The sequence below is a fragment of the Endozoicomonas sp. 8E genome (assembly GCF_032883915.1).
Lineage (GTDB): Bacteria > Pseudomonadota > Gammaproteobacteria > Pseudomonadales > Endozoicomonadaceae > Endozoicomonas_A.
Genome location: NZ_CP120717.1, coordinates 5734133 through 5758181 on the forward strand (window position 1 = coordinate 5734133; position 24049 = coordinate 5758181).

General features: G+C 47.4%; 17 protein-coding genes. 14 read left to right on the forward strand and 3 right to left on the reverse strand.

Annotation, left to right across the window (positions count from 1 at the left end):
* Positions 1-3: 3 nt before the first annotated feature.
* On the forward strand, positions 4-351 hold the full coding sequence (locus P6910_RS20120) for a hypothetical protein (protein WP_317143035.1): 348 nt from the start codon (positions 4-6) through the stop codon (positions 349-351).
* A 99-nt stretch (positions 352-450) separates the two neighbouring features.
* On the forward strand, positions 451-1236 hold the full coding sequence (locus P6910_RS20125; RefSeq protein ID WP_317143036.1) for a YcgN family cysteine cluster protein: 786 nt from the start codon (positions 451-453) through the stop codon (positions 1234-1236).
* Between the two features lie 17 nt (positions 1237-1253).
* Here the strand turns inward: P6910_RS20125 and P6910_RS20130 are convergent, their stop codons facing one another.
* Positions 1254-2000 carry an enoyl-CoA hydratase-related protein gene (locus P6910_RS20130; RefSeq protein WP_317143037.1) on the reverse strand — a complete coding sequence of 249 codons (747 nt, stop codon included), beginning with the start codon at positions 1998-2000 and terminating at the stop codon, positions 1254-1256.
* Positions 2001-2254: 254 nt separating this feature from the next.
* Positions 2255-3151, reverse strand: coding sequence for a 1,4-dihydroxy-2-naphthoyl-CoA synthase (locus P6910_RS20135; protein ID WP_317143038.1), 897 nt, complete (start codon positions 3149-3151; stop codon positions 2255-2257).
* A 226-nt stretch (positions 3152-3377) separates the two neighbouring features.
* Between P6910_RS20135 and P6910_RS20140 the strand changes: the two genes are divergently transcribed.
* From P6910_RS20140 to P6910_RS20175, 8 genes are all read left to right on the forward strand, one after another.
* The gene (locus P6910_RS20140; protein WP_317143039.1) at positions 3378-3785 is read left to right on the forward strand and encodes an SCP2 sterol-binding domain-containing protein; all 408 of its coding nucleotides are present in this window, start codon (positions 3378-3380) and stop codon (positions 3783-3785) included.
* Between the two features lie 146 nt (positions 3786-3931).
* Entirely contained in the window at positions 3932-4453 is a 522-nt protein-coding gene (locus P6910_RS20145) for a flavin reductase family protein (RefSeq protein ID WP_317143040.1), read from the forward strand.
* Between the two features lie 73 nt (positions 4454-4526).
* On the forward strand, positions 4527-5093 hold the full coding sequence (locus P6910_RS20150) for a DUF4202 domain-containing protein (RefSeq protein WP_317143041.1): 567 nt from the start codon (positions 4527-4529) through the stop codon (positions 5091-5093).
* Between the two features lie 11 nt (positions 5094-5104).
* The gene (locus P6910_RS20155) at positions 5105-5605 is read left to right on the forward strand and encodes a protein disulfide oxidoreductase (RefSeq protein WP_317143042.1); all 501 of its coding nucleotides are present in this window, start codon (positions 5105-5107) and stop codon (positions 5603-5605) included.
* A gap of 66 nt (positions 5606-5671) precedes the next feature.
* Positions 5672-7096 (forward strand): TolC family protein, encoded by a 1425-nt coding sequence (locus P6910_RS20160; RefSeq protein ID WP_317143043.1) that lies wholly within the window; start codon positions 5672-5674, stop codon positions 7094-7096.
* Between the two features lie 91 nt (positions 7097-7187).
* Entirely contained in the window at positions 7188-8294 is a 1107-nt protein-coding gene (locus tag P6910_RS20165) for an efflux RND transporter periplasmic adaptor subunit (RefSeq protein ID WP_317143044.1), read from the forward strand.
* A complete protein-coding gene (locus tag P6910_RS20170) occupies positions 8291-11383 on the forward strand; it encodes an efflux RND transporter permease subunit (protein ID WP_317143045.1) in 3093 nt (1030 codons plus the stop codon). The genes P6910_RS20165 and P6910_RS20170 overlap by 4 nt, the downstream gene beginning before the upstream one ends.
* Positions 11384-11486: 103 nt before the next feature.
* Positions 11487-12923 carry a hypothetical protein gene (locus P6910_RS20175; protein WP_317143046.1) on the forward strand — a complete coding sequence of 479 codons (1437 nt, stop codon included), beginning with the start codon at positions 11487-11489 and terminating at the stop codon, positions 12921-12923.
* A 24-nt stretch (positions 12924-12947) separates the two neighbouring features.
* Here the strand turns inward: P6910_RS20175 and P6910_RS20180 are convergent, their stop codons facing one another.
* Positions 12948-15683: a hypothetical protein gene (locus P6910_RS20180; protein WP_317143047.1), complete on the reverse strand. Its 2736-nt coding sequence runs from the start codon at positions 15681-15683 to the stop codon at positions 12948-12950.
* A gap of 331 nt (positions 15684-16014) precedes the next feature.
* Between P6910_RS20180 and P6910_RS20185 the strand changes: the two genes are divergently transcribed.
* The 4 genes from P6910_RS20185 to P6910_RS20200 all read left to right on the forward strand — a co-directional run bounded on the left by P6910_RS20185 (position 16015) and on the right by P6910_RS20200 (position 24007).
* Entirely contained in the window at positions 16015-17817 is a 1803-nt protein-coding gene (locus P6910_RS20185) for a hypothetical protein (protein ID WP_317143048.1), read from the forward strand.
* Positions 17818-18085: 268 nt separating this feature from the next.
* On the forward strand, positions 18086-19867 hold the full coding sequence (locus P6910_RS20190) for a hypothetical protein (protein WP_317143049.1): 1782 nt from the start codon (positions 18086-18088) through the stop codon (positions 19865-19867).
* 300 nt (positions 19868-20167) lie between these two features.
* The gene (locus P6910_RS20195) at positions 20168-21979 is read left to right on the forward strand and encodes a hypothetical protein (protein WP_317143050.1); all 1812 of its coding nucleotides are present in this window, start codon (positions 20168-20170) and stop codon (positions 21977-21979) included.
* A 219-nt stretch (positions 21980-22198) separates the two neighbouring features.
* Complete coding sequence (locus P6910_RS20200; RefSeq protein ID WP_317143051.1) at positions 22199-24007, forward strand: F-box/WD repeat-containing protein; 1809 nt, start codon at positions 22199-22201, stop codon at positions 24005-24007.
* Positions 24008-24049: the final 42 nt, after the last annotated feature.

Sequence of the window (24049 nt, forward strand, 5' to 3'; positions counted from 1 at the left end):
GGGGTGTCGCAAAACTCTCTCCAGCGTGGGAACGAGTTAACTCCCGTCATTCCCGACTTCATTCTCGTCATTCCCGACTTCATTCTCGTCATTCCCGCGAAGGCGGGAATCCACACTGACTCACCACCAGAACCATACTGCCCGGTGCCCCCCTGGCCTTGTCATCCTCAAGAAGGCAGAGAACCACCGTTGGCGCTGGATTCCCGCCTTCGCGGGAATGACGACCTCAGAGCATGGGAACTCTCTCCTCATTCTCGTCATTCCCGACTTAATTCTCGTCATTCCCGACTTAATTCTCGTCATTCCCGACTTAATTCTCGTCATTCCCGCGAAGGCGGGAATCCACACTGACTCACCACCAGAACCATACTACCCAGTGCCCCCCCTGGCCTTGTCACCCCCGAGAAGGCAGAGATCCACCGTTGGCGCTGGATTCCCGCCTTCGCGGTAATGACGACCTCAGAGCATGGGAACTCTCTCCTCATTCTCGTCATTCCCGCGAAGGCGGGAATCCACACTGACTCACCACCAGAACCATACTGCCCGGTGCCCCCCTGGCCTTGTCATCCTCAAGAAGGCAGAGATCCACCGTTGGCGCCGGATTCCCGCCTTCGCGGGAATGACGACCTCAGAGCATGGGAACGAGCTGTTGGAGTTTTGCGACACCCTCCCAAAAGAGCGGGGTCGCAAAACAGCGGAGAGTGTAAAGTCACCTATTTCTTTAGCCGAAGATTTGCGGTAGGTTTCGCACTCTCAATACCATCCGATTACCAGCTTATGCCCTCCCGAGCTCAAGAACCTTTCTGGCGCACCAAAAGCCTGAAGGACATGACCCGAAATGAATGGGAGTCTCTTTGTGATGGCTGCGGGCGCTGTTGTCTGAACAAACTCATTGATAACGACACCGGCGAGATTCATAGCGTCGCAATTTCCTGTAAATTACTGGATCTGACAACGGGTCGATGTCAACACTACAAGCATCGCCACAAGTTTGTGCCTGACTGTATTATGCTCACCCCCGGGACCATGCAGGAACATCTCCCATGGTTGCCCGACAGCTGTGCCTACCGGTTATTGCATGAGGGCTATGATCTACCTGAATGGCACCCTTTGGTTACGGGTGATCCGGACTCAGTACACAAGGCTGGTTTTTCAGTAAAAGGAAAACCTGTCTCATCCGAAGAGGACGTGCCAGACCCTTCGGATTGGTTTGATTACATTATATGCAAGGGATAACGGATAACTGCTGAGTATCAGGCTTTCCCCATGAAGGCCCCGATAATCTCCCGGGCCTCGTCCGACTGAAGTCGTTCAGCAAAAAGAGCGCCTTCATCGGTCAGTCTTTTTTCGACATCACTGCGGTAGGACTGCTTAAGGAGCTGCTTGGTGTACTTCAGTGCTTCTTTAGGCTTGGCGGCCAACTCTTCAGCCCTGGCCAGGGCATGTTCAAAGATATGATCGGTATCCACCGCTTCGTTGGCTATACCGTAATCCCGGGCCGTTTCTGCATCAAAGAAGTCCCCCAGCATCAGCAGTTCTGCAGCACGCTGATGACCCATCACCTGGGGCAGCAGAAGGCTGGAAGCCGCCTCCGGGACCAGGGCCAGGTTCACAAACGGTAATCTCAGCTTGGCGTTTTTAGCAATATAAACCAGGTCGCTGTGCAACAGCATGGTAACACCAACACCGACAGCGACACCGCTGACCGCTGCCACCAGGGGCTTTTCCAAAGCAACCAGTTGACGAAGGAACGTCATTACAGGGGAATCGAGACCCGGACCCTGTTTCAGAAAGTCACCCAGATCATTGCCTGCCGTAAAGGCATCGGTGTATCCCTGAATCAGAACAACACGAACAGCATCATTCTTATCTGCGTCGGCCAGTGCTCTGGCCATATCGGCATACATGGCACTGGTCAGGGCATTCTTTTTTTCCGGCCTGTTCATGGTCACAATCAAGACCGAACCATTTTGCTCAAGTACTACATTATTTTCAGACAAATTCATCACCTTTGAGAGTTGTTTTGTTATTTTCCTGAGTTCACTAATCTGGACATTAACCGCAATCAGTCTCTGTAAATTGAGACAAGTATCTCGACCCAATTATTCTTTCCCAAGCTCCGGGTGCGGGAATGCATACCCCCTGAAAATCCGGGCTCTAAAATCTGTGGTAAGGAATCGGTTCCCATGCATGGGCCCACAGAGTTCAAAAGCATGGGAGCCAGAGAAACTATAGACTAACGCCTCGACCCAACCTAATAATGATAGGGAAAACGAGAAAAGTCCTTGGGTCGCTTTTCCAGGAAAGCATCACGACCTTCTTTGGCTTCTTCCGTGCCATAGGCCAGCCGGGTCGCTTCACCGGCAAACAGCTGCTGGCCAACCATACCATCATCAGTCATGTTTAAGCCAAATTTCATCATGCGAACAGCTGTTGGTGATTTCTCGCCGATAATGCCTGCCCATTCCAGCGCCACTTCTTCCAACTTTGCGTGAGGCACCACTTTATTGACCATACCCATTTCAAAGGCCTCCTGGGCGGAGTAATCCAACCCCAGGAAGAAGATTTCACGGGCCCGTTTTTGTCCGACCATCTTGGCCAGATAGGCTGAGCCATAGCCGGAATCAAAGCTGGCTACATCCAGATCAGTCTGTTTGAAAACGGCGTGTTCTGCCGAAGCCAGTGTCAGGTCGCACACAACATGCAGGCTGTGTCCACCTCCTGCGGCCCATCCGGGCACTACCGCCATCACCACCTTGGGCATAAACCGGATCAGTCGCTGAACTTCAAGAATGTGCAAACGCCCCAGACGGGCATGATCCAGCGCATCCTGAGGTATTCCCTCATACTTGTAGCCGTCTTTGCCACGAATACGCTGGTCGCCTCCGGAGCAGAAAGCCCAACCTCCATCTTTCGGTGATGGACCGTTGCCCGTCAGAATCACAACACCTATATCGCTGGAGATTCTGGCATGTTCAAGCGCCCGAAACAGTTCATCCACTGTCTGGGGTCGAAAAGCATTTCGACACTCGGGCCGGTTAAAAGCAATTCTCACGGTTCCCTGATGTCCGGCTCTGTGATAGGTAATGTCATCAAATTCAAAGCCATCCACTTCCTGCCAATGTTCCGGATTAAAAATTTCAGAAACCATAAGACCTCCCGAGACGCACATGCCGTAGCGACAAAAGATTTTAGCGAACAATTGTCGCACAACAGCCAGGCAGCGCCAGTACGTAATCCATAAAAAAACCATGATCCAGAAGCCTTTCGGATTGACTGAAGCATAGCCCTGTCTAAAAGTTATGAAAAACCTTTGCCATGGGTTGGAGTCTGTCAATCAAGGCAATATCCAGGAGAGTTTTTCATAAAAATCAGATATGATCTGCGAATATCTCACAGCACATAAAAGCCTGACCCACTTAAGAGCCTCAGGATATAACAGAAAAAATACTCATGGAGTTATAACAATGGCCACGGTGCAAGAAATCTTTGATCAAATGCCCAACCGTTTTGATGCCATTGCGTCAGTAGGGCAAAAACTGATTTTTCAGTTTGATATTACAGACGGGGATACCTATCACATTGCCATTAATGACGGCACTTGTCGCGTGGTTAAGGGCGCCAGTGATGACCCCAGTGTCACCTTAATCACAGACACTGAATCTTTTGTCGGTATCATGACCGGTAAACTGGACGGCATGCAGGCCTTCATGGCTGGCAGGGTTCGAACTGAAGGCAATATGATGCTGGCTACCAGGCTCAACGACTTTTTTCGCAACGAATGACCTTCTCCGGAGTTAATGGCCTCTCGACCTGTTGGAAATCAACAGGTCTCTCCCTCTCTATCGGCACTTCTGTTTGATTGGTATCATAGTACCCAATCTGGCATAAGTATCTATTTTCAATCCTTTTCAAATCGTGAGTGCAGTTTATGAGTGATCAGTCTCTGGTTTCGGACTTTAAACAGGCCATGCAGGAACTGGCAGCCTCCGTCAACGTCATTACTTCACAGCATGACGGATCAAGAAACGGTCTTACTGCCACAGCCGTATGCTCTTTATCCATGGAACCGGCTTCCATGCTGGCTTGCATTCATGAAGACGTAGAGGCACTGGCAGAAATCAGAGCCAGTGGTTATTTCTGTATCAATATTCTGAGCGCAGACCAGCAAAATGTATCTGATGTATTTGCCGGCAGTTCAGGTGCCAGAGGCGAGCAACGATTCCTGGAAGCAGGAGAATGGACAACTTCTCAATACGGAACACCTATGCTGGATGGAGCTTTGGCCAGCGTCGTCTGTGAACTGCAGGAAATCAATAAGTCAGGTACCCATCATATTTGTATTGGCCATGTTCGCGAAGTTCGCCTGAACCGGGGCTCATCGCCACTGGTTTATGCCCGGCAACAATACGGCACTCTCACCGATCTGTCTGGAGCAGAAAGAGCTGCCTGAATATGAGAATTCTTACGATAGCAACGCCATCTATCCTGATAATAGAAATCCACCCACAAAAACATAAAAGTCCATGAGCCGTATTCAACATACTCTTGCAGCGATCGACAAGCTGCATGAACAAGACCCTGAAACCTTCGAAGGCAAAGCCAAAGAACTGATCTATGCAGAGAATATGTCTGCATGGCTCGATAAGTTATGCCCGGATGCTTCTGAAGAATTGCAGATTGCCGTTCGCAGCCAGCATCTCTGCCGTTGGGAAATTCCGCGCTCAGAATTCCCGATGGATCGGCCGGGATACCTCAAATGGCGGACCGAACTGGGCAAGCTGCACGCCCGAAAAGCAGTAGGAGTCATGCAGGAGAATGGTTACAGTGAAGAGAGTTGCAAGCAGACCGAAAGTATCATTCGCAAACTTGGCATCAAACGGAACGCCGAAGCACAGACCCTTGAAGACTGCGCCTGTCTGGTGTTTATTGAAACCGACTTTCTGAACTTTGCCGAGAAACACCCGGAAGATAAAGTTGTTCGGATCGTCCAGAAGACCTGGGCCAAAATGTCAGAACAGGCTCACCGGGAAGCACTTGCACTGGATCTGCCTGCTGAAGCAGTGAGCCTGATCCAGAAAGCTCTGACTTAGAAAGGATTTCAATGAGCATACGTCTTGGCAAGTTTATTCGGGAAGCCTTCTTCACGCTGCTAATCGGGGTTGCAGTCATGACGGCGTACAACGTCTATCTGCAAAAAGACATGCCTTCGGGCAGGGCTCCGGAGCTGCGTGCAATACCCATAAACGGAGAAGCGGTCGACCTCTACACACTGTCTGAAGAAAAGCCCGTCCTGCTTTATTTCTGGGCCAGCTGGTGCCGGGTCTGTCATTGGGTCAGCCCTGCGGTGAGTGATTTGTCAGAAGAGTATCAGGTCGTTAGCGTGGCCCTGGCCTCGGGCAACAATGAGAGAGTAGCCCGATATATCAATGCTAAAGATTTGCACTTTCCAGTCATTAACGATCCACAGGGCTCTGTCAGCAGAGCCTGGAATGTCAGTGTGACGCCCTCTATTTTTATCATCCGAAACGGTGAAATCAAAACCATTACAACAGGCTACACCAGCAAGGCAGGAATGCTGGCAAGGTTGTGGATAAATCAATAGATTATCTAAGCGTTTGGTAATTCCCTTTGATCAAAAATCATGGTTTCAGGATAATGGCTGTTTAGAATGACTCGTTTTTCAGCCATGAAATACCCACGATGCCTGACAATAGGAACCTTGCTCCTCCTGATGTCAGGTTGTGCCACGCAGAACACCTTATCGTCACCAGAAGTTTCTCTGCCAACGGCCTTTTCTCAATCCGGCAATGAAGCTCGGAACAGTCTCTGGTGGCAAAGCTTCAATGACCCGCAGCTCAATACTCTTATTGAACAAGCATTGACCGATAATTTCAGTCTTAAAGCGGCAACGGACAGGCTTCGTCAGGCTGAAGCCGTTGCCAGACAATCTGGAGCAGCATCGCTTCCCAATGTTGATGCAACCTTCGGAGGCAGCCAAACCCGTCAGTCTTCCAATAATGTGGAGCAATTTCAGATTGGATTGATGGCCAGTTATGAAATTGATCTCTGGTCACGCCTGACAGCCAGTGAAGCCTCTGCAGAATTCGATCTTCTCGCTAGCCAGGAAGCACTGGCCATTGCAACAATAACATTGTCGTCTGAAGTAGCCCGTCATTGGTACGAACTGGTCACCCAGCAAACTCTGATCAAACTCTATCATAAGCAGATTGAAAATCTGACCCGTCAGCTGTCAGTGATTGAACTGCGATTCCGATACGGTCAGACACAGGCAGAAGACCTGCTGCAACAGCAACAGCTACTGGAAAATCTCAAGGCCAAAAAACTCACCGCCGGGCACCAGAAGCAGCTGACCTCACTACAGTTGGCTGTTCTGATTGGGACAAGCACTCTGCCCTCAATCGATATTCCGGAAACTCCAGAGCTGAAACCCCTTCCTGCTACCGGCTTGCCAGCTGACCTACTGAGTCGTCGCCCAGACCTGAAACAGGCCTGGTTTAATGTCGAGCGTCAAAACCAGCAATTAATAATGGCCGAAGCCGACCGGCTACCTCAGATCAATCTCACGGCCTCGGTGTTATCCACCAGCTCAAACTTCTCTTCTCTGATGAATGATTGGGCAGCCAATCTGGCGGCCGGACTCATAGGCCCACTCTTTGATGGCGGGATGCGTAAAGCTGAAGTCGATCGTCGGGAAGCTGCTTTAAGCGAATCTCTGAACGCTTACTCTCAAGCAGTTCTCGAAGCCTATACGGAAGTTGAAACCGCACTGACTCGCGAACAGTCCGGGCAACAGCAACTAAAGAGTATCGACAAACAATTGTCGTTAGCTTTGAAGGCAGAGCAGTTCAAACTCACCCGATACCAGAATGGCGACAGCACTTTTCTTGAAGTGTTAACCGCACAAAGCAGCAGATTGGATCTGGAACAACAGAAATTGATCAGCAAGGGCAATCTTCTGGCCGAGCGAATTCAACTTTACAGGGCTCTGGCGGGTGATCTGAATACAGAAAAGCTCGTTCGGCATGAAAGCATCGCTAGCACTCAACAAGACAAGGCTCTGGTCACACACTGATATGAAAATGAATCCCCCCATCCAACACTTGAAAAAACTTGCTGCTCCTCTATTGATCCTTGTTATCTCGGGTGTAGCAGCATGGTTGCTGATGACAACCTCCCCCAAAGCCGGTCGTGCCGAACCCGGGAAAAAAGCCCAAATGGTGGAAACGGTTACCGTTAAACAGCAAACCGTCAACATTCCTGTCAGCGGTCTGGGTACCGTTATCCCCAGTCAGCGGGTCACTCTTTATCCTGAGGTCAGTGGCAGGGTAGACAGTATCCTTGATGGTCTGGTGCCCGGCTCCCGTGTCAGGAAAGGTGAGCTGCTTGTGGCTCTGGATCAGGATGAATATCAGATTCTTGTTCGGGAACAGGAAGCCGTTGTCGCTCAGGCATGGTCAGAATTGAAGCTGGAGCAGGGACAGCAGAATATCGCCCGGCAGGAGTATGAACTGACAGGCAATAAGCTCTCTCCGGAAGAAGAAGCCCTGGTCCTTCGGCAACCTCAACTGGAAGCCGTCAAAGCAGCGTTAAGTCAGGCTCAGGCGAATCTGGATCAAGCAAAACTGAACCTTGAAAGAACACACATAACAGCTCCGTTTGATAGCCAGATCATCAACAACACTATTTACCCTGGCAGTCAGGTCAGCAACAGCACCGCTTTGATGGCGCTGATCTCTACTGACCGTTTCTGGATCGAAATGGAAGTACCTGCCGAGCAATTGAAATGGCTGAATTTTGCCAACGAAAGTCCTGCCGGTAGTGCTGTGAAAATCACCAGCCCGGAGTGGGGTTCAGAGTCCCGTCAGGGCACACTGATTTCCGTATCTCCCGAGCTGAACGACGGTTCTCTGATGGCAAAAGTCATTATTGAAATTGAGGACCCGCTGGCTCAACGAGAAGAGAATAACGGTGAACCTCCGGTCATGATAAATGATCTGCTTCGAGCAGAGATCCTGGGCAAAAAAGTGGACAATGCCTTTGTCGTTCCTGAAGCACTGATAAGAAACAGCCATCAGGTCTGGCTGTTAACCCGGGATAACAGCCTTGAGATTCGTAATCTCTCACCTGTATACCGTGATTCCGAAAAAGCGATCCTGCTTTCTGGTCTTGAAGATGGTGACCAACTGGTCAGCTCCTCGCTGATTACCCCTGTCGATGGCCTGCCCTTGCGAACACCTGAAAAGCCTTTTGTTGCAGGTAAGCAGCCATGAACGAAAATAAAGGCGCTATCGCGTGGATGGCTCGTGACAAGATCACTCCGAATCTCCTGATGCTCTTTCTGATTATTGGCGGCCTGTTTGTCACCTGGGGCATCAAGAAAGAAATTATGCCGGAATTCAATGTTGATCGGATCGAGGTCGCTGTCAGTTATTCGGGCGCAACACCCGAAGAGATCGATCTGAGTATTGTGCTGCCTGTTGAAAATGCCATCCGAGGCATTGAAGGCATTGATGAGATCAACTCAACTTCGGTTTCAGGCTCAGCCTCAGTCACCGTCAAAGTGATGGAAGGGTACGATGCCAACCAGATGCTTCAGGAAATTGATCAGGCAGTAAACCGGCTCACCACGCTACCGGAAGAATCTGAAAAACCCCGGATATCCGTCAAGAGTCGTAAAAGAGAAGTCATGGAAATCATGATCTACGGTGATGTCGACAAGCGGATTTTGCGTACTCTGACAGAAAACGTTCGCGACCGCTTACTGCAAGACCCCGGACTCACCCAGATTGAGCTGGATATGGAACCAGGGCATGAGATTCAGATCAGCATCGATCAAGATCAGCTACAACGTTATGGATTGACTCTGGGGGAGGTCTCCGAAGCTATCAGTCAACAGGCATTCGATCAAACTTCCGGAGAAATTAACGCTATCGGGGGCGACATCAGTGTAAGGGTTCAGGAACGTCGTGAACAGGTTGACACTTTTCGTGATGTTCCGATCAAATCAATGACCAGTGGCAGCACGCTGAAACTGGGAGACATTACCACACTCAGCCATGAATTCGACGATGACGGTATGGAAGCACGTTATAACGGTCAGCTGGCAGCCGGACTGACTGTTTACCGTGTAGGAGAACAAACGCCCATCGGTGTATCGGATACCGTAAGGCATATTCTTCCTGATATAAGGGCGGAACTACCTCCCGGAGTGAGCATCGATATCACCGATGATGACTCGGTAAACTTCAAAAACCAGATGAACCTGCTGTTGAAAAATGCATTCCTGGGGCTGCTGCTGGTGCTGGTTCTTCTAAGCCTGTTTCTGGAGTACCGCCTGGCCTTCTGGGTCACTATGGGGATTCCGACATCCTTCCTTGGAGCTATGCTATTACTGCCCGGAATGGATGTTTCCATCAACATTATTTCCATGTTTGCCTTTATCATCGCCCTTGGAATAGTGGTGGATGATGCCATTATTGCCGGTGAAAACATCTACCATCGTCGTCAGGAAGGAATGAGCTTTTCCAGAGCAGCTATTCTTGGCGCCAGAGACGTTGCCGTACCACTGACGTTCAGTATCCTAACCAATATGGTAGCCTTTCTCCCGATTCTGACCCTGCCCGGTATGCTGGGTAAGCTACAGCAGGCCACTCCGCTGGTGGTCATCAGCGTATTCGCTATTTCATGGATCGAGGCCCTGTTTATTCTCCCCGCCCATCTTGGACAAACGAAAGACAGGCCAAAAGGTAAAGCAGGTCAATGGCTGGATAGCGTTCAACAAAGTGCCGACAAACGTCTAATGTCGTTTATAGACACAAGATACAAGCCAGCACTAAACAGCGTTCTTAATCATAAATACCTGTCACTTTCCGTTGCCCTGGCTATTGTGGTGCTGGTTGGAGCATGGCAAGCCAGCGGCAGGCTGGGCTTTTATCTGATGCCCAGAACCGATGCCAGCTTTGTCAGGGTCATCGCGACCCTCCCATACGGTAGTCCAGAAAGTAAAATCAGGGAAACTCTGGCAATCATTGAAGCTGGCGCTCAGAAGCTGGCCCTGGAAAATGGCGGCGATAAACTGGTTAGCGGCCTCACAACCATCATTGAGAACGAGGTGATTAGAGTTTCTTTGAACCTGACGGCTCCTGATGTACGTCCAATCAATACGGCTGAAGTTGCCAAACTGTGGCGGGAAGCCAATGGTGAGATGACCGACCTGCTGAGTATCACTTACACAACGACGGGTCATGGACCGGGAGGTGATCCTGCCCTGACCGTTGAACTGAGCCACAGCGACACCGAGGTCCTTCGTCAGGCCAGTGAATTCCTCTCACGGCAACTGCGACAGTTTAGCGGAGTCACGGATATCTCCAGCAGTTTTGCCAGTGGTAATCCTCAGCTGGATATCCGTATCAGTCAGGAAGGCATGGCACTGGGACTCACTGCTGATGATATTTCAAAGCAATTGCGCAATGCTCTCTTTGGAGTCACTGCTATAAAACAACAGGAAGGAAGAAACGAAGTTTCGGTAAAAGTCATGTTGAACGAAGCACTGAGGCAGAGTGAAGCCGATCTTCTCAATATGATGATTCGTACTGACGACGGCAGCTACATGCCTCTGACGCGTGTCGCATCCATTGGCCATAGTATTGCACCATCAACTGTAATCCGCAGGGATGGTAACAGAACCGTTGATATTACCGCAGAAGTGAACCCCAGAGGCTCTACACCTCAGATCATCAGCTCTTTGCAAAAAGATGTGTTTGAGGAGCTTTTGGCAAAGTATCCGGGACTGCAAATCGACCTGGGAGGAGACCAGAAACGTGCGGCAAAAAGCATGAGTGCACTGTTGAAGTCGAGCCTGCTGGCCATGCTTCTGATCTACGCTCTACTGGCTATACCTTTCCAGAGCTTTACCCAGCCGCTGCTGGTTATGGCAGCTATTCCCTTTGGACTGGTAGGCGCTTTCCTGGGTCATATGATACTGGGTTACACCCTGAGTATGATCAGTTTTATGGGCGTCATAGCACTCTGTGGTGTTGTTGTGAACGACAGCCTAATTCTACTCACTACCTACAACAAGCACAGAAAAGATGGAAAAGATTGGAGAGAAGCGATTAATCAGGCTGCAACCCGACGATTCCGCCCCATTATCCTGACGACACTGACCACTTTTGGTGGACTAGCTCCGATGATTTTCGAAACGTCCCGCGAAGCTCAAATGCTCATCCCCATGGCGATCTCCCTGGGCTTTGGTATTCTCTTTGCCACATTTATCACCCTGGCCATCATTCCCTGTCTGATTGGCGTTGGGCACGATATCAAAAGTCGGCTTAAGTGGGAGGCAGGGCAAGCTTATTGATGTGAACCGGAACAATGCCTTAGGCCTTTGAACCAAAAATCGCCATTTCTGGTGGCTTTCCTGGTCTATCCTTCCTCTCTGTAAATCAGAATGCAAGGATAGGATGATTAAACATTCATGCTTTATAACACTGCTGTTGCTTTCGCTGTCTGTCATCGGCCGGGCCGAGGCTTTGACAAGACGTTTTGTTGTTGAGCTTCAATCTGATTCGGATTCTCCATACCTGAGCTTTTCTTTAAAGCCAGGCCGCCACCATACGTCGTCAGGCAACCCATCCGATATCGCTGACGCAAGCCGCTTTGCAGGATCAGACTTGCCCCCTGATGACAAACGACACTACCCTTATGATTACGGGATAAAAACAACCATCATTGAGTCAATTTCGTGGCAATGGCTTTACGCCACGAAGCTGCTGATTGCTTATGAAATGATCCTGCGCACCCAGGACACCCCTCTAAACTCCAACCTTTATTCATGGCCACCTGTCGAAGCGTTTATCACTGTCGGCCTGCTTCTGAAAAGCTATTGGAACCCCGATTCCCCCCTGTTTAACCCGATGGGACAACAAGAGGCTGCATCGATGTTGACACAGGGGGAGTATCCGTTTGTGATCAACACTATGGCCTCTGGCTCCGGAGCTGACCAACAATATGACCAACAACAAGGCCAGCCGCCAGCATCATCCGACCAACAAGCCTCAGGGACAGTCTCAGTGACAACCACCCGGCTTGGAGGCACTATCACCAGTCACCTGCATTCTGACTCTGGCGACGGTAATGGAGACCCTGAACACCAGCAGCACACTTTCGGTTTACATTGTTTGGCAGATAACTGTAATGGCGTTTGTAAATTCCGACAATCAGGAGCAAGACCGAAACAATGGTCAAGGCTCAATGAAGGTTCCGATGGACAGAGCGCCGCTTCCAGAAAAGTCAGGTTCTCCTTTTCGCTTACCCGGTTACCACCCAACTCCCTCCCGGCAGCGACAGCACAGGCAATGCCGGTTTACCAAAACAGAGACAACACCGGGCAACAAACCTGTCACAGAATAGTGGTCGGGCCCAATGGCCGTCTGATGCTGTGCGGGACAATCTGCCAAAATACTCAAATTCTGACGGATCACAAAAGAAGATTTCACCAAAAAACCTGTTACGAAACAATGATCGGGCCGAACGGTCAGCTGCGGCGATGCGGGATGGTCTTCCAAAATGCTAAAACCATGACGGATCACAAAAGAAGATGCCACCCCGGGCAAAGATTCTGTGACGTAACAGTGGTCAGGCAGGATGGTCAGCAGAGACCATGCGCAAAGGCCTTCCCCAATGGCCAGAGCCTGTCGATTCACAAAAGCAGATACCACCGACATTGCTGCGACGTAATAGTGGTCTGGCCGGATAATCAACAGAGGCCATGCGGGCGTGGCTTTAGAAGCGCCCAAGATCTGATGACCCACAAAAGAACCCATCAAAGACTCGGGCCTATAGCCTTAAAAAGGCTAAGAGCCATTAAGAAAGCTTTTTTTATCTCAAGGCAAAAATGACTAAAAAATGCTTTCATCAACAGATCAATCATGATCTTTGGGAAGCAGTGTCTCAAACAAATTTTGGTATTTCTCATGCAAATGATTATTGCGCTTTGAAAAATGATCCATAACAGTATTGCCCTGGTTGTCTTTGATGTGCATTAGCTTAAAAAATGTTTCAAGACCAAGTTTTTGAATTAAAAGATCACCGATTTTGTTATTGATATATTTACAGGAAAAGAAATTGTGCAGCGGTGTACAGCCGTTATCGTCTTTAAGCTTAAATAACTCAACCAGCAGGAGAGCATCTGCATTTGGTTGACATAGCCGATTCAGAATATGCTCTTGTAATGTTTGTGAATTAATGCATTGAGATCGGAGCGTTGGATTGGCGGTTGCCAGGAAGAGTAAATGTAAAGGGGTTGAGCCATCGTTTTTCAAACGAGCTTGCAAAAACAGGGTTAATCCATAGTTTTCATCCAGCCAGTTGACGGTATTAATGATATCATTCAGTTCTGTATCTTCAGAATTAATAAGGCTGGACTCAAACAGAATATGCAATACATTTCCACCGGTCGCAGGATTTATTTGTTCAAGAAAGGCTTTGCCCGAATCACCCAGAACATAAACTATGGTTTTAAGTATTTCTTTATATATAACCAGATGTAAAACTTTATAACGATCATCCTGTAAAGATAAGAAGAACTCCTTTACTTTCTCCTCACTCATCGTCCTTACTATTCCCTGGAATATCTGCATATTCAAGCAGGCTAGCATTTCCCGGTGTTCACCTCTATCAGAAAAGAGCTTGAATTCCTGAGGATATTTCCATTTTCGGTAAGCTATGACGGATCGACTCAGGGCTATGGTTATTGGGCATTGTCCACCTTGCTGTGGACTGGTAGCCCATTTGGAAAAAGTATCTTTATTGACTGCATCCTTCTGCAATGTAATAAAGTGAAGAAGGTTTTCCGGCAAGGATTTTTTATTGTAGAGAGTTTGTTCAAGTATATAGATTACAGATTCTGTGCATTGGGATGGCGTTTCCTGACTGAAAAAACGTTCAATATCCGCCTCTGTTTTCCTGGAGAGACTCATTAAAAAATATTTGGGATCGTTCGACAGATCGTGTTTTAATTTTGTATCACTTATTTGGCTGAAATAATATTCTGCATCAACAAAACGTTCGGCAGCCAAGGCATGGCGGTACAATTCAGCAGCAAATGAATTTTGCAAGGCCTCGTTACTGGTGTTCATGATCCTGTATTTGAAATAATCCCACTGCCCCCTGACATCAAGCATATGCTGCAACAGGGTTGTCTGATGTTTGGTTTTGTAAAGCAGCAGTTTAATCCTTAATTCTGGATCCGCAATCTGCTTCCAGAGACATTCAGCCAAGTCCATTTTTTTGCTGTTCATGGTCTCTACAATCGGAGTTTGCTCTTGCTGCCGTGTGATGTTCTGATGATCAGTACCGTCGATTGCCTGATCCCAAATAGATCGATCACCAGCAATGATCAGAATCCGGTGGTAAGCGTTCATCCCCCGCAGCATGTACTCTATATTTTCTTCATTAGAATCATTAGAGTTAAGAAGCCACTGTTTAAAGAAGGAATGGCCTTCCCATGTGCAGATCGACAGCACCTTAAACCTCAGTGATTGATCATGGAGTGTCATGCAGAGAGAGGCAACTTTATCAAGCTTGTTAAGCTCAAGGCACTTTTGTATCAGTGAATGGCCCGTTTCCGATTGCAGGGTACAAAGCCTGGCTTTTTGAACATCATCCAATTCTTCAGTCAGTATCAATACCAATTCATCAGAATGGAGTCGTGTGCCTGTGCAGGCCCAGAGTAAAGCAGACTCATTGGATTTACCGGTAAATTGGATAGCGTCAAAGCGGTCCTGCGGGGTCAGGTTATGTAACAGGTATTTAATACGCTGATAGTATTTTTCAGTCGTTAGCTGGAGGGCTCCACCGGGCCTTGCACTGTCATTGCACATGAACTGTAGTATGCTTTGATCAATGTCGGGACTCCCCTTCAGGAGTTTTACAATCAATTCCCTCTTTTCATCAAAGACGGTGTAAAACAGATGGGTACTTTTATTATAGAGACAGGCAAATGCAAGGGGAGGAGCAAGGTTATTTATGGGTTGGGTGAGCATCTCGAAAAGGGTTTGTCTATCTATTTTCTCTTCCAGCTTCTTGAGTAATGGCTTATCTATAACACGGCATATCAGATGTAAAAACGTTTCGTTGTCATCGAACGGTTCTAACAGTGCATGTCGTAGCTCTTCCGAAGAGAGTCGGTCAAATAAAACCTGGAAAAAAATACGGCCTGCCTGTTCGGAAAGGACGGCCAATTCAATAAGTGAATTCGTAGGTTCAGGTCTTCCCCCGATTTGAGAGGGTCGGGTAACAGTGAACAGACTTTGAATCTGAGCATCACTGAGAGCATTTACCTGGGCCTCAATCTCCTGGTGTTCTTCTTGCATCAGGGATTGATGGATACACTCGAATTCATTGCCCCATGGAATCATATTGCAGGGCTTATCAGCATCTGAGTAGATAAAGGGTTCAAGTGTGGTGACCGATCGAGCATTAATGTTACCTTCAGGAGAGCATGTTGCAACCGGGGCTAAAGATGGCAGCTTGGCGGGGTGCGGATCATCTGAGTCCAAAAAATTCAGTTGCCTTTTAAAGCTTTTAGATAAACTGCCCCCTTTGGGTTCAGTGTCTGAATTAACGGGTAGGGGGCCTGGGTTCGGGCGAATATTCATTCAAAAATCTTCCTTCTGATTGTTACACAATACTTTAATCTGAGGATCGTAAACTTGAGTCTCCCGCAGTATCGCTGTGCAGCATTAAATTATAATTTTTCGGTTGATCTGTTCGTAATCTCTTGCATTTAGACTCTTGACAATGAGAAAGGTTCAATGGCAAGTACAATAAAATATCTCCATAAACGTCTGGGGAGCCACTTAACGTTCAACAGATTCTTGTTAGTCGGGCTTTCATCAATGTCTTGAACTTTCATGCTAAAACCGACTCTAACTCTCAGAAACAATTTTGGGTATCCCTGCCAACCAAAGTTAAATGGAGAAACAAGCCATGAATTTTATAAGAAGCCTTTCCTGTTTTGGTGGCTCACTCTCATCAACTGCGGATCAAACTCGATCAGGTACACCATCTGGCACCACTTCGGGTAGGAACGTGATTCCAGGTAAGAAGGAAAAGCCTTTAGTTTTGCTCGATTTGCCCCCGGACATACAATCCGAAATTTCTACTTATTTGAAGGATTATGACGTTGCCAAATTAACACGGACACATTCCTACATTAACAGCACACTCAAAAATGATACGGCAATGGCAAAGGCATGGTATCGCCGGTTTCCTTCATCCCATCAGGCTCTGCTGAAGAGAATCATCGCTGCAAAAGATAAAAATCAACTTGAGGTTTGGTTGCGGCGCTTTACAAAAGACGAGGCATTAATCAAGTCAGTTATGGATCGCCAGAAGAGTATTTATTTTCCTGCTGTGTTTTTTTCCACTCTCAGTAAACTGATGTCTAAATGTGAAACATTTAAATTAGAGAGAAGAGCCACCCTCCCCGATAGTGCTGATGTGAAATCAGCCAGCTTCAGCCCCGATGGTAGCCATGTAATCACCTGCAGTAGAGATAACAGGGTGAAAGTTTATGGTCTTAAGGACGATGGTTCAATGGAAAAAAAAGTCACTATTACCCATGAAGACAGGGTCAACTCAGCCATCTTCAGCCCCGATAGTCACCATGTGTTGACCAGAAGTGACGATAAAACTGTGAAAATCTGTAGCCAGAAGGACGATGGATCATGGGAAGAAAAAGTCACTATTTCCCATGAAGAAAGGGTCAGGTCAGCCAGCTTCAGCCCCGATAGTCGGCAGATGGTGACTGCCAGTGATGATTGCAAGGCGATTATTTATGGCCTGAAAGACGATGGCTCATGGGAAGAAAAAGTCATCATTCAACACGATGATACAGTCATGTCAGCCAGCTTCAGCCCCGATAGCCGCCACCTGGTGACCCGCAGTGCCGATGAGGAAGCGAAAATCTATTACCAGAAGGATGATGGGTCATGGGTAGAAAAATTCACTGTTGCCCACAACAACTATGTCTTCTCAGCCACCTTTAGTGCCGATGGCCGCTATTTGGTGACTGCTGGTATCGATGACAGGGTGAAAATCCATGGCCTGGCGGCCGATGGTTCCTGGAAAAAAAAAGTCATCATCCGTAATAAATACGTCAAATCAGCCACACTGAGCGCAGACAATCGCCATTTGGTGATCACCTGTCACAATGGCAGGGCGATAATCTATGGCCATAAGGACGATGGATCATGGGAACGAAAAGCCCTCATTGCCCATAAACATGTCAATTCAGTCACCTTCAGCCCCGATAGCCGACATTTGCTGACCTACTGTAAAGATGGTAAGGCGAAGATTTATGGCCAGAAGGACAATGGATCCTGGGAAAAAAAAGCCATCATTCGCGATAAAGATACTTTCTTCTCAGCCACATTCAGCGCCGATAGCCGTCATGTAATCGCCCGCAGTGGAGATAACACGGTGAAAATCTATGGCCGAAAGGTCAATGGATCGTGGAAAGAAAAAACCACCATTTCCCATGTTGGTCTTGTCACATCAGCAAGCTTTAGCGTCAATGGCCGCCACCTGGCCACTGTCAGTAACGATGGAACGGCGAAGATTTATAGCCAGGGGAACTCTGGATCATGGGAAGAAAAAGGCATCATTTACCGTCGTAATCCGATCCGGGCAGCCACCTTCAGCGTCGATGACCATGTGTTGACCACAAGTGACAAAGTACAAATCACTGAATTAAGGATGAGTAGCTTAATGTTTGTGGACACTCATTAAGGCCCACATTATTTGCTGCAACACCTTGCTCAGCACGATAGTTTGAGCGCACCAGAACACCGGCCAGGACTTCGACAAAACCTCTTTCCAGACGCCACTGACAATACTTCTCAGACGCCTGGGGAGCCACTTAACGTTCAACCGATTCTTGTTAGTCAGGCTTACATCAATGTCTTGAACTTTCACACTAAAACCGACTCTAAGCTGCAGAATTAATTTTGAATATCCTTGCCAACCAGTGATAAATAACAACCACGAAAAACGAACGATGGATTGCATAAATAACAATTCCGGTATTGGTGATAAACTTCCATCAAAACCAGATCAACCAGAGACGCCAAGTGGTACCACTGCGGGTAGGGTAGTCATTGTACGTGACAAGAATGAGTTTTCATTATTGCTCCATTTGCCCCCGGGAATACAGTCCAAAATTTTCACCTATTTGCGGGCTCATGATATTACCCAATTAACACGGGCAAATTCACACATTAACAACAGGCTCAAAAATGATGCTGCAATGGCAAGGGCATGGTATCGTCAGCTTGCTTCATCACACCAGACTCTACTAAAGACAACCGTCGCTAAAAAAGATAAAGATGAACTCCAGAAATGGTTGCAGCGCTTTACAAAGGATGAGGCATTAGTCAAGTCAGTCACGGATCGTCAGGCGAGTATCTATTTTCCTGCGCTGTTCTTTTTTACTCTCACTAAACTGATGTCTCAATGTAAAACATTTAAATCAGAGACAACCATCCTCCCCGGTAATAACAGGGCGGACACGGCTGCTATCAGCCCTGATGGCCGCCATCTGGTGACCGCCATTGACAATAAAACGCTGAAAATCTATGGCCAGAAAGACGATGGATCATGGAAAGATAAAAGCACTGTCTCCCATAATAACGATGTCAACAAAGTCACTTTCAGCCCCGATAGTTGCCATGTGGTGACTGCCAGTTTTGGTGGTGAAGTGAAAATTTATGGTCAGACGAACGATGGTTCATGGTTAGAAAAAGCCAGTGTTTCCCATGACGATTTTGTTTTCTCAGCTATCATCAGCACCGATGGTCGCCATCTGGTGACCGCCAGTTGTGATAACAAGGCAAAAATTTATAGCCACAAGGACGATGGATCATGGTCAGAAAAAGCCATTATTCGCTACGATGAACCAGTCAGATCAGCCACCTTCAGCAACAATAACTGCCATGTGGTGACCACCAGTTTATTCGGCAAGTGGAAAATCTATAGCCAACAGAACGATGGATCATGGACAGAAAAAGCCGTTAACCACGATGATTCAGTCCAATCTATCAGCTTCAGCCCCGATGGCTGCTATTTGGTGACGACCATTCTCGATCTCGGTGTAAAAATCCATGGCCTTGAGGCCGATGGAGCATGGGAACAAAAAGCCATCTTATCCGATATGTATTGGGTCATATCAGCCATATTCAGCAACGATAGTCGCCATTTGGTGACCTCCAGTTACAATGGCAGGGCGATAATCTACGGCAAGAAAGACGATGGATCATGGAGAAGAAAAACTATCATTTCCCATGGTCATCGTGTCGATTCTGCCACCTTCAGCCCCGATAGCCGCCATGTGGTGACCGCCAGTTGGGATTGCACGGCGAAAATCTACGGCCTGAAGGACGATGGATCATGGGAAGAAAAAGCCATCATTTCCCATAACAAATTTGTCTACTCAGCCACGTTCAGCCCCGATAGTCGCCATGTGATTACCCGCAGTCAAGATAACACGGTGAAAATCTATGACCAGAGGATCAATGGTTCCTGGGTAGAAAAAGCTACCATTTCCCATCTTATGGAGGTCGGATCAGCAACCTTTAGCATCGATAGCCGCCTTGTGATCACCGGCAGTGACGATGGAACGACAAAAATTTTTGGCCAGCAGAGTGATGGATCCTGGGAAGAAAAAGCCACCATTTCCCTCAATATTCCGATCGGATCAGCCACCTACAGCATCGATGGCCATGTGTTCACCATCCATGGCTTTAACACAGTGAAAATCACTGAGCTACAGATGAATGACTGATTGTTTGCCGTCAATCCTGTGATTAAGTACTCAACCATACGAAATCATATTTTCTGACTCATTGTTCAGGCACTCTGACTGCGTTGCAACTCTGGTCACATAGCTTGCTATGTTCCCGTCGTTGCGCCTTGCAGAGCACCTGCCCAATAAGCCAGAAATATTCGATTCCATATGGCTGAGTACTTAGAAACTGTCCTGAGAGCATGAGAACTTTCATACTAAAACCGACTCTAAGCTGCAGAATCAATTTTAAATATCTTTGCCAATCAGAGCTAAATAAGAACAACGGTAAAACGAACTATGGACTGCACAAATAGCAAATCTGGTATAGGTGATCGACTTTTATCAACACCAGATCAACCTGAATCAGGGGCGCCAAGTGGCACAATCGAGGGTAAGAAAGTCATTGTACGTGACAACAATGAGTTTTCATTAATGCTCGATTTGCCCCCGGGAATACAATCCAAAATTTGCACCTATTTGCGGGCTCGTGATATTGCCCAATTAACACGGGCAAATTCACAGATTAACAACAGCCTCAAAAATGATGACTCAATAGCAAAGGCATGGTATCGGCAGCTTGCTTCATCACACCAGACTCTACTAAAGGCAATCGTCGCTAAAAAAGATAAAGATGAACTTCAGAAATGGTTGCAGCGTTTTACAAAGGATGAGGCATTAATCAAGTCAATCACAGATCGCCAGGCGAGTATTTATTTTCCTGCGCTGTTCTTTTCCACTCTCACTAAACTGATGTCTCAATGTAAAACGTTTAAATTAGAGACTAAAGTCAGCATCCGCTGTAGTAGTTCAGAAAACTCAGCTAAATTTAGCGACGATGGCAGCCACCTGGTGATCGCCTGTAACTCTAAAACATGGAAAATCTATGGCCAGCAGAGCGATGGATCATGGGAAGCCAAAGGCACTATCTCCCATGATGACCGTGTCAGATCAATCACCTTCAGTGCCGATGGTCGCTATGTGGCGACAGCCAGTGCAGATGGCAAGGCGAAAATTTATGGCAAGAAAGACGAACGATCATGGGAAGAAAAAGCCACTATTTTCCATGATGACTTTGTTATATCAGCCACCTTCAGCGGCGATGTTCGCTATCTGGTGACCGCCAGTGAAGATGGCAAAGCGAAAATTTATGGCCAGATGGACGATGGATCATGGGCAGAAGAAGCCATCATTAGCCACGATCGTTTTGTCTTATCGGCAACCTTCAGGAGCGATGACCGCTATGTGGTGACCGCCAGTCTTGATGGCAAAGCGAAAATCTATAGCAGGAAAGATGATGGGTCATGGATAGAAAAAGCCATTATTCCCCATGATAAATGGGTCCATCCAGCCAACTTCAGCGCCGATGGTCGCCATTTGTTGACCGTCAATGGCGATTACGAGGTAAAAATCCATGACCTGGAGGCCGATGGTTCGTGGGAAGAAAAAGCCATCATTCGCCACGACCTTTATGTCAATTCAGCCACCTTCAGCGACGATAGCCGCCATGTGTTGACCTCCAGTGATGATGGCAGGGCGATCATCTACGGCAAGAAAGACGATGGACCATGGCAAGAAAAAGCCACTATTTCCCATGGAAGATGCGTCAACTCAGCCGCCTTCAGCTCCGATAGCCGCTGTGTGATCACCAGCAGTAGTGACAAAACGGCGAAAATCTATGGACAGGAGGACGATGGCTCATGGGAAGAAAAAATAACCATTTCCCATGATTTGTACATTTATTCTACAACCTTTAGCGTCGATAGCCGCCATGCGATCACCTTCGGTGAAGATGACAAGGTGAAAATCTATGGCCGTAAGGACAATGGATCCTGGGTAGAAAAAACTATCATTCCTTTTGGGGGTATCATATCAGCAGCCTTTAGCGTCGATGGCAACCACATGGTCACCTCCAATGTCACTGGCAGGGTGAAAATTTATGGCCTGGCGAGCGATGGATCATGGAAAGAAAGAGCCTTCATTTCCCATCCCGAAGGGATCAGGTCAGCCACCTTCAGCGCCGATGGCCATGTGTTGATCATCCATGGCGGTAACAGGGCGATGATCACCGAACTATGGATGATTGACCGATCGTTTACTGTCACTCATTAACCCAAACTCTCATATTCTTCTGGAACACCTGCCGGTACGACTTCAACAGAACCTCTTTCCAGACCCAATCACGATACATCTCAAACGCTTGGGGAGTCACTTATTTGTTAGTCAGGCTTACATCAATGTCTTGAACTCTCGTAATAAAACCGACTCTAAATTGCACAGTCAATTTTAAATACTAACCCAATTTAAATAATAACTATGGGGAAACAAGCCATGCATTTTATAAAAAGCCTTTCCTGTTTTGGTGGCTCACTTTCATCAACAGCGGATCAATCTCGATCAGAAAGAAGAAGTGGTACCGCTATGCATAGGAACGTCTTTATACATAAAAGGAAAAAGCCTTCGCCATTGCTCAGATTGCCCGAGGAACTTCAATCCAAAATTTTTACTTATTTGCAGGCTCATGATATTGCCAAATTAGCGCAGGTAAATTCACATATTAACAACACTATCAAAAAGGGTGATTTAATAGCAAAGGCATGGTGTCGCCGGTTTGCTTTATCGTACCAGACGCTACTGAAGACAACCCTCACTTCAAAGGACAAAAATCAACTCGAGGGTTGGTTGAGGCGCTTTACAAAAAATGAGGCATTAATCAAATCAATCATGGATCGCCAAGAGAGCAAGTATTTTCCTGTTTTGTTCCTTTCCACTGTCACTAAACTGATGTCTGAATGTGAAACATTTAAATTAGAGACAAAAGCCACATTCCCCGCTTTTGGTAAATCGAACTTCTTTAAGTTCAGCCCCGATGGCCACCATGTGATAATCCCTATTGACAAAGAAACAGTGAAAATCTACGGCAAGAAGGACGGTGGATCATGGGAAGAAAAAATCACTATCTCTCATGATGACTGGGTCAGGTCGGTCACTTTCAGCGCCAATAGCCGCCATGTGGTGACCACAAGTGACGATAAAACCGCAAAAATTTATGACCTGAGTACCGATGGATCATGGGTAGAAAAAGCCACTATTTCCCATGTTAAATCTGTCTTTAAAGGCACCTTCAGCCCCGATGACTGCTATGTCGTGACTGCCAGTATAGATGGCAAGGCGAAAATTTATGGCAAGCAGGACGATGGGTCATGGGTAGAAAAAGCCATCATTTCCCATGACGACTGTGTCAACTCAGCCATATTCAGCGCCGATGGCCTCTATATGATGGCCATTGAACATCGCAGAGCAATAATCTATGGCAAGCAGGACGATGGGTCATGGGTAAAAAAAGCTATTATTTCCCATTACAAACCTGTCAGGTCAGCTAAATTCAGCGCCGATAGCCGCCATTTGGTGACCGTCAGTGACGATCACATGGTAAAAATCAATGGCCTCAAGGCCGATGGATCATGGGAACAAACAAACATCATTCCCCATTTTCATAAGCTCAACTCAGCCAAATTTAGCAACGATAGCCGCCATTTGGTAACCTGCAGTAACGATGGCACCGCGACAATCTACGGCAAGCAGGACGATGGATCATGGCGGATAGAAATCATCATTTACCATGAGGATAGAGTCTTCTCAGCCACCTTCAGTCCCGATAGCCGTCGTGTGTTGACCTGCGGTGACGATGACAAGTTGAAAATCTTTAGCCAAGAAGTCAATGGATCATGGAAAGTAGAAGCTGTCATTTCCCGATTAGAAAGGTTCTTCTCAGCCCAATTCAGCCATGATAGCCGCCATGTGTTCATCGACAGCGGAAATTACACGGTGAAAATATGTGGCCAGAAGGCTAATGGAAGCTGGGAAGAAAAAGCCAGTTTTTCCCACGAACTAGCAATTAATTCAATAGACATTAGCCCCGATAGCCGCCATTTGGTTACCGCCAGTACCGATGGCACGGCGAAAATTTATGGCCAGACAAGCCATGGAACATGGAAAGAGAAAGCCACCATCATTTCCGAGCAATTCAACGCAATCAATCTCGTCATCTTCAGTGCCGATGGCCATGTATTGACCGTCCATGAAGATAACACGGCAAAAATAACTGAACTGCGGATGAATGAGTTAATGACTGACTGACTGATTGTTTGTTGTCACTCATTAACCCTGATCCACATTTTT

Excerpts from the sequence above, each read along its gene's own strand:
- P6910_RS20125 (WP_317143036.1), top strand. The coding sequence starts at position 451 with ATGACGACCTCAGAGCATGGGAACTCTCTCCTCATTCTCGTCATTCCC.
- P6910_RS20135 (WP_317143038.1), bottom strand. The coding sequence starts at position 3,151 with ATGGTTTCTGAAATTTTTAATCCGGAACATTGGCAGGAAGTGGATGGC.
- P6910_RS20140 (WP_317143039.1), top strand. The coding sequence starts at position 3,378 with ATGATCTGCGAATATCTCACAGCACATAAAAGCCTGACCCACTTAAGA.
- P6910_RS20145 (WP_317143040.1), top strand. The coding sequence starts at position 3,932 with ATGAGTGATCAGTCTCTGGTTTCGGACTTTAAACAGGCCATGCAGGAA.
- P6910_RS20150 (WP_317143041.1), top strand. The coding sequence starts at position 4,527 with ATGAGCCGTATTCAACATACTCTTGCAGCGATCGACAAGCTGCATGAA.
- P6910_RS20155 (WP_317143042.1), top strand. The coding sequence starts at position 5,105 with ATGAGCATACGTCTTGGCAAGTTTATTCGGGAAGCCTTCTTCACGCTG.
- P6910_RS20160 (WP_317143043.1), top strand. The coding sequence starts at position 5,672 with ATGACTCGTTTTTCAGCCATGAAATACCCACGATGCCTGACAATAGGA.
- P6910_RS20165 (WP_317143044.1), top strand. The coding sequence starts at position 7,188 with ATGACAACCTCCCCCAAAGCCGGTCGTGCCGAACCCGGGAAAAAAGCC.
- P6910_RS20170 (WP_317143045.1), top strand. The coding sequence starts at position 8,291 with ATGAACGAAAATAAAGGCGCTATCGCGTGGATGGCTCGTGACAAGATC.
- P6910_RS20175 (WP_317143046.1), top strand. The coding sequence starts at position 11,487 with ATGATTAAACATTCATGCTTTATAACACTGCTGTTGCTTTCGCTGTCT.
- P6910_RS20180 (WP_317143047.1), bottom strand. The coding sequence starts at position 15,683 with ATGAATATTCGCCCGAACCCAGGCCCCCTACCCGTTAATTCAGACACT.
- P6910_RS20185 (WP_317143048.1), top strand. The coding sequence starts at position 16,015 with ATGAATTTTATAAGAAGCCTTTCCTGTTTTGGTGGCTCACTCTCATCA.
- P6910_RS20190 (WP_317143049.1), top strand. The coding sequence starts at position 18,086 with ATGGATTGCATAAATAACAATTCCGGTATTGGTGATAAACTTCCATCA.
- P6910_RS20195 (WP_317143050.1), top strand. The coding sequence starts at position 20,168 with ATGGACTGCACAAATAGCAAATCTGGTATAGGTGATCGACTTTTATCA.
- P6910_RS20200 (WP_317143051.1), top strand. The coding sequence starts at position 22,199 with ATGCATTTTATAAAAAGCCTTTCCTGTTTTGGTGGCTCACTTTCATCA.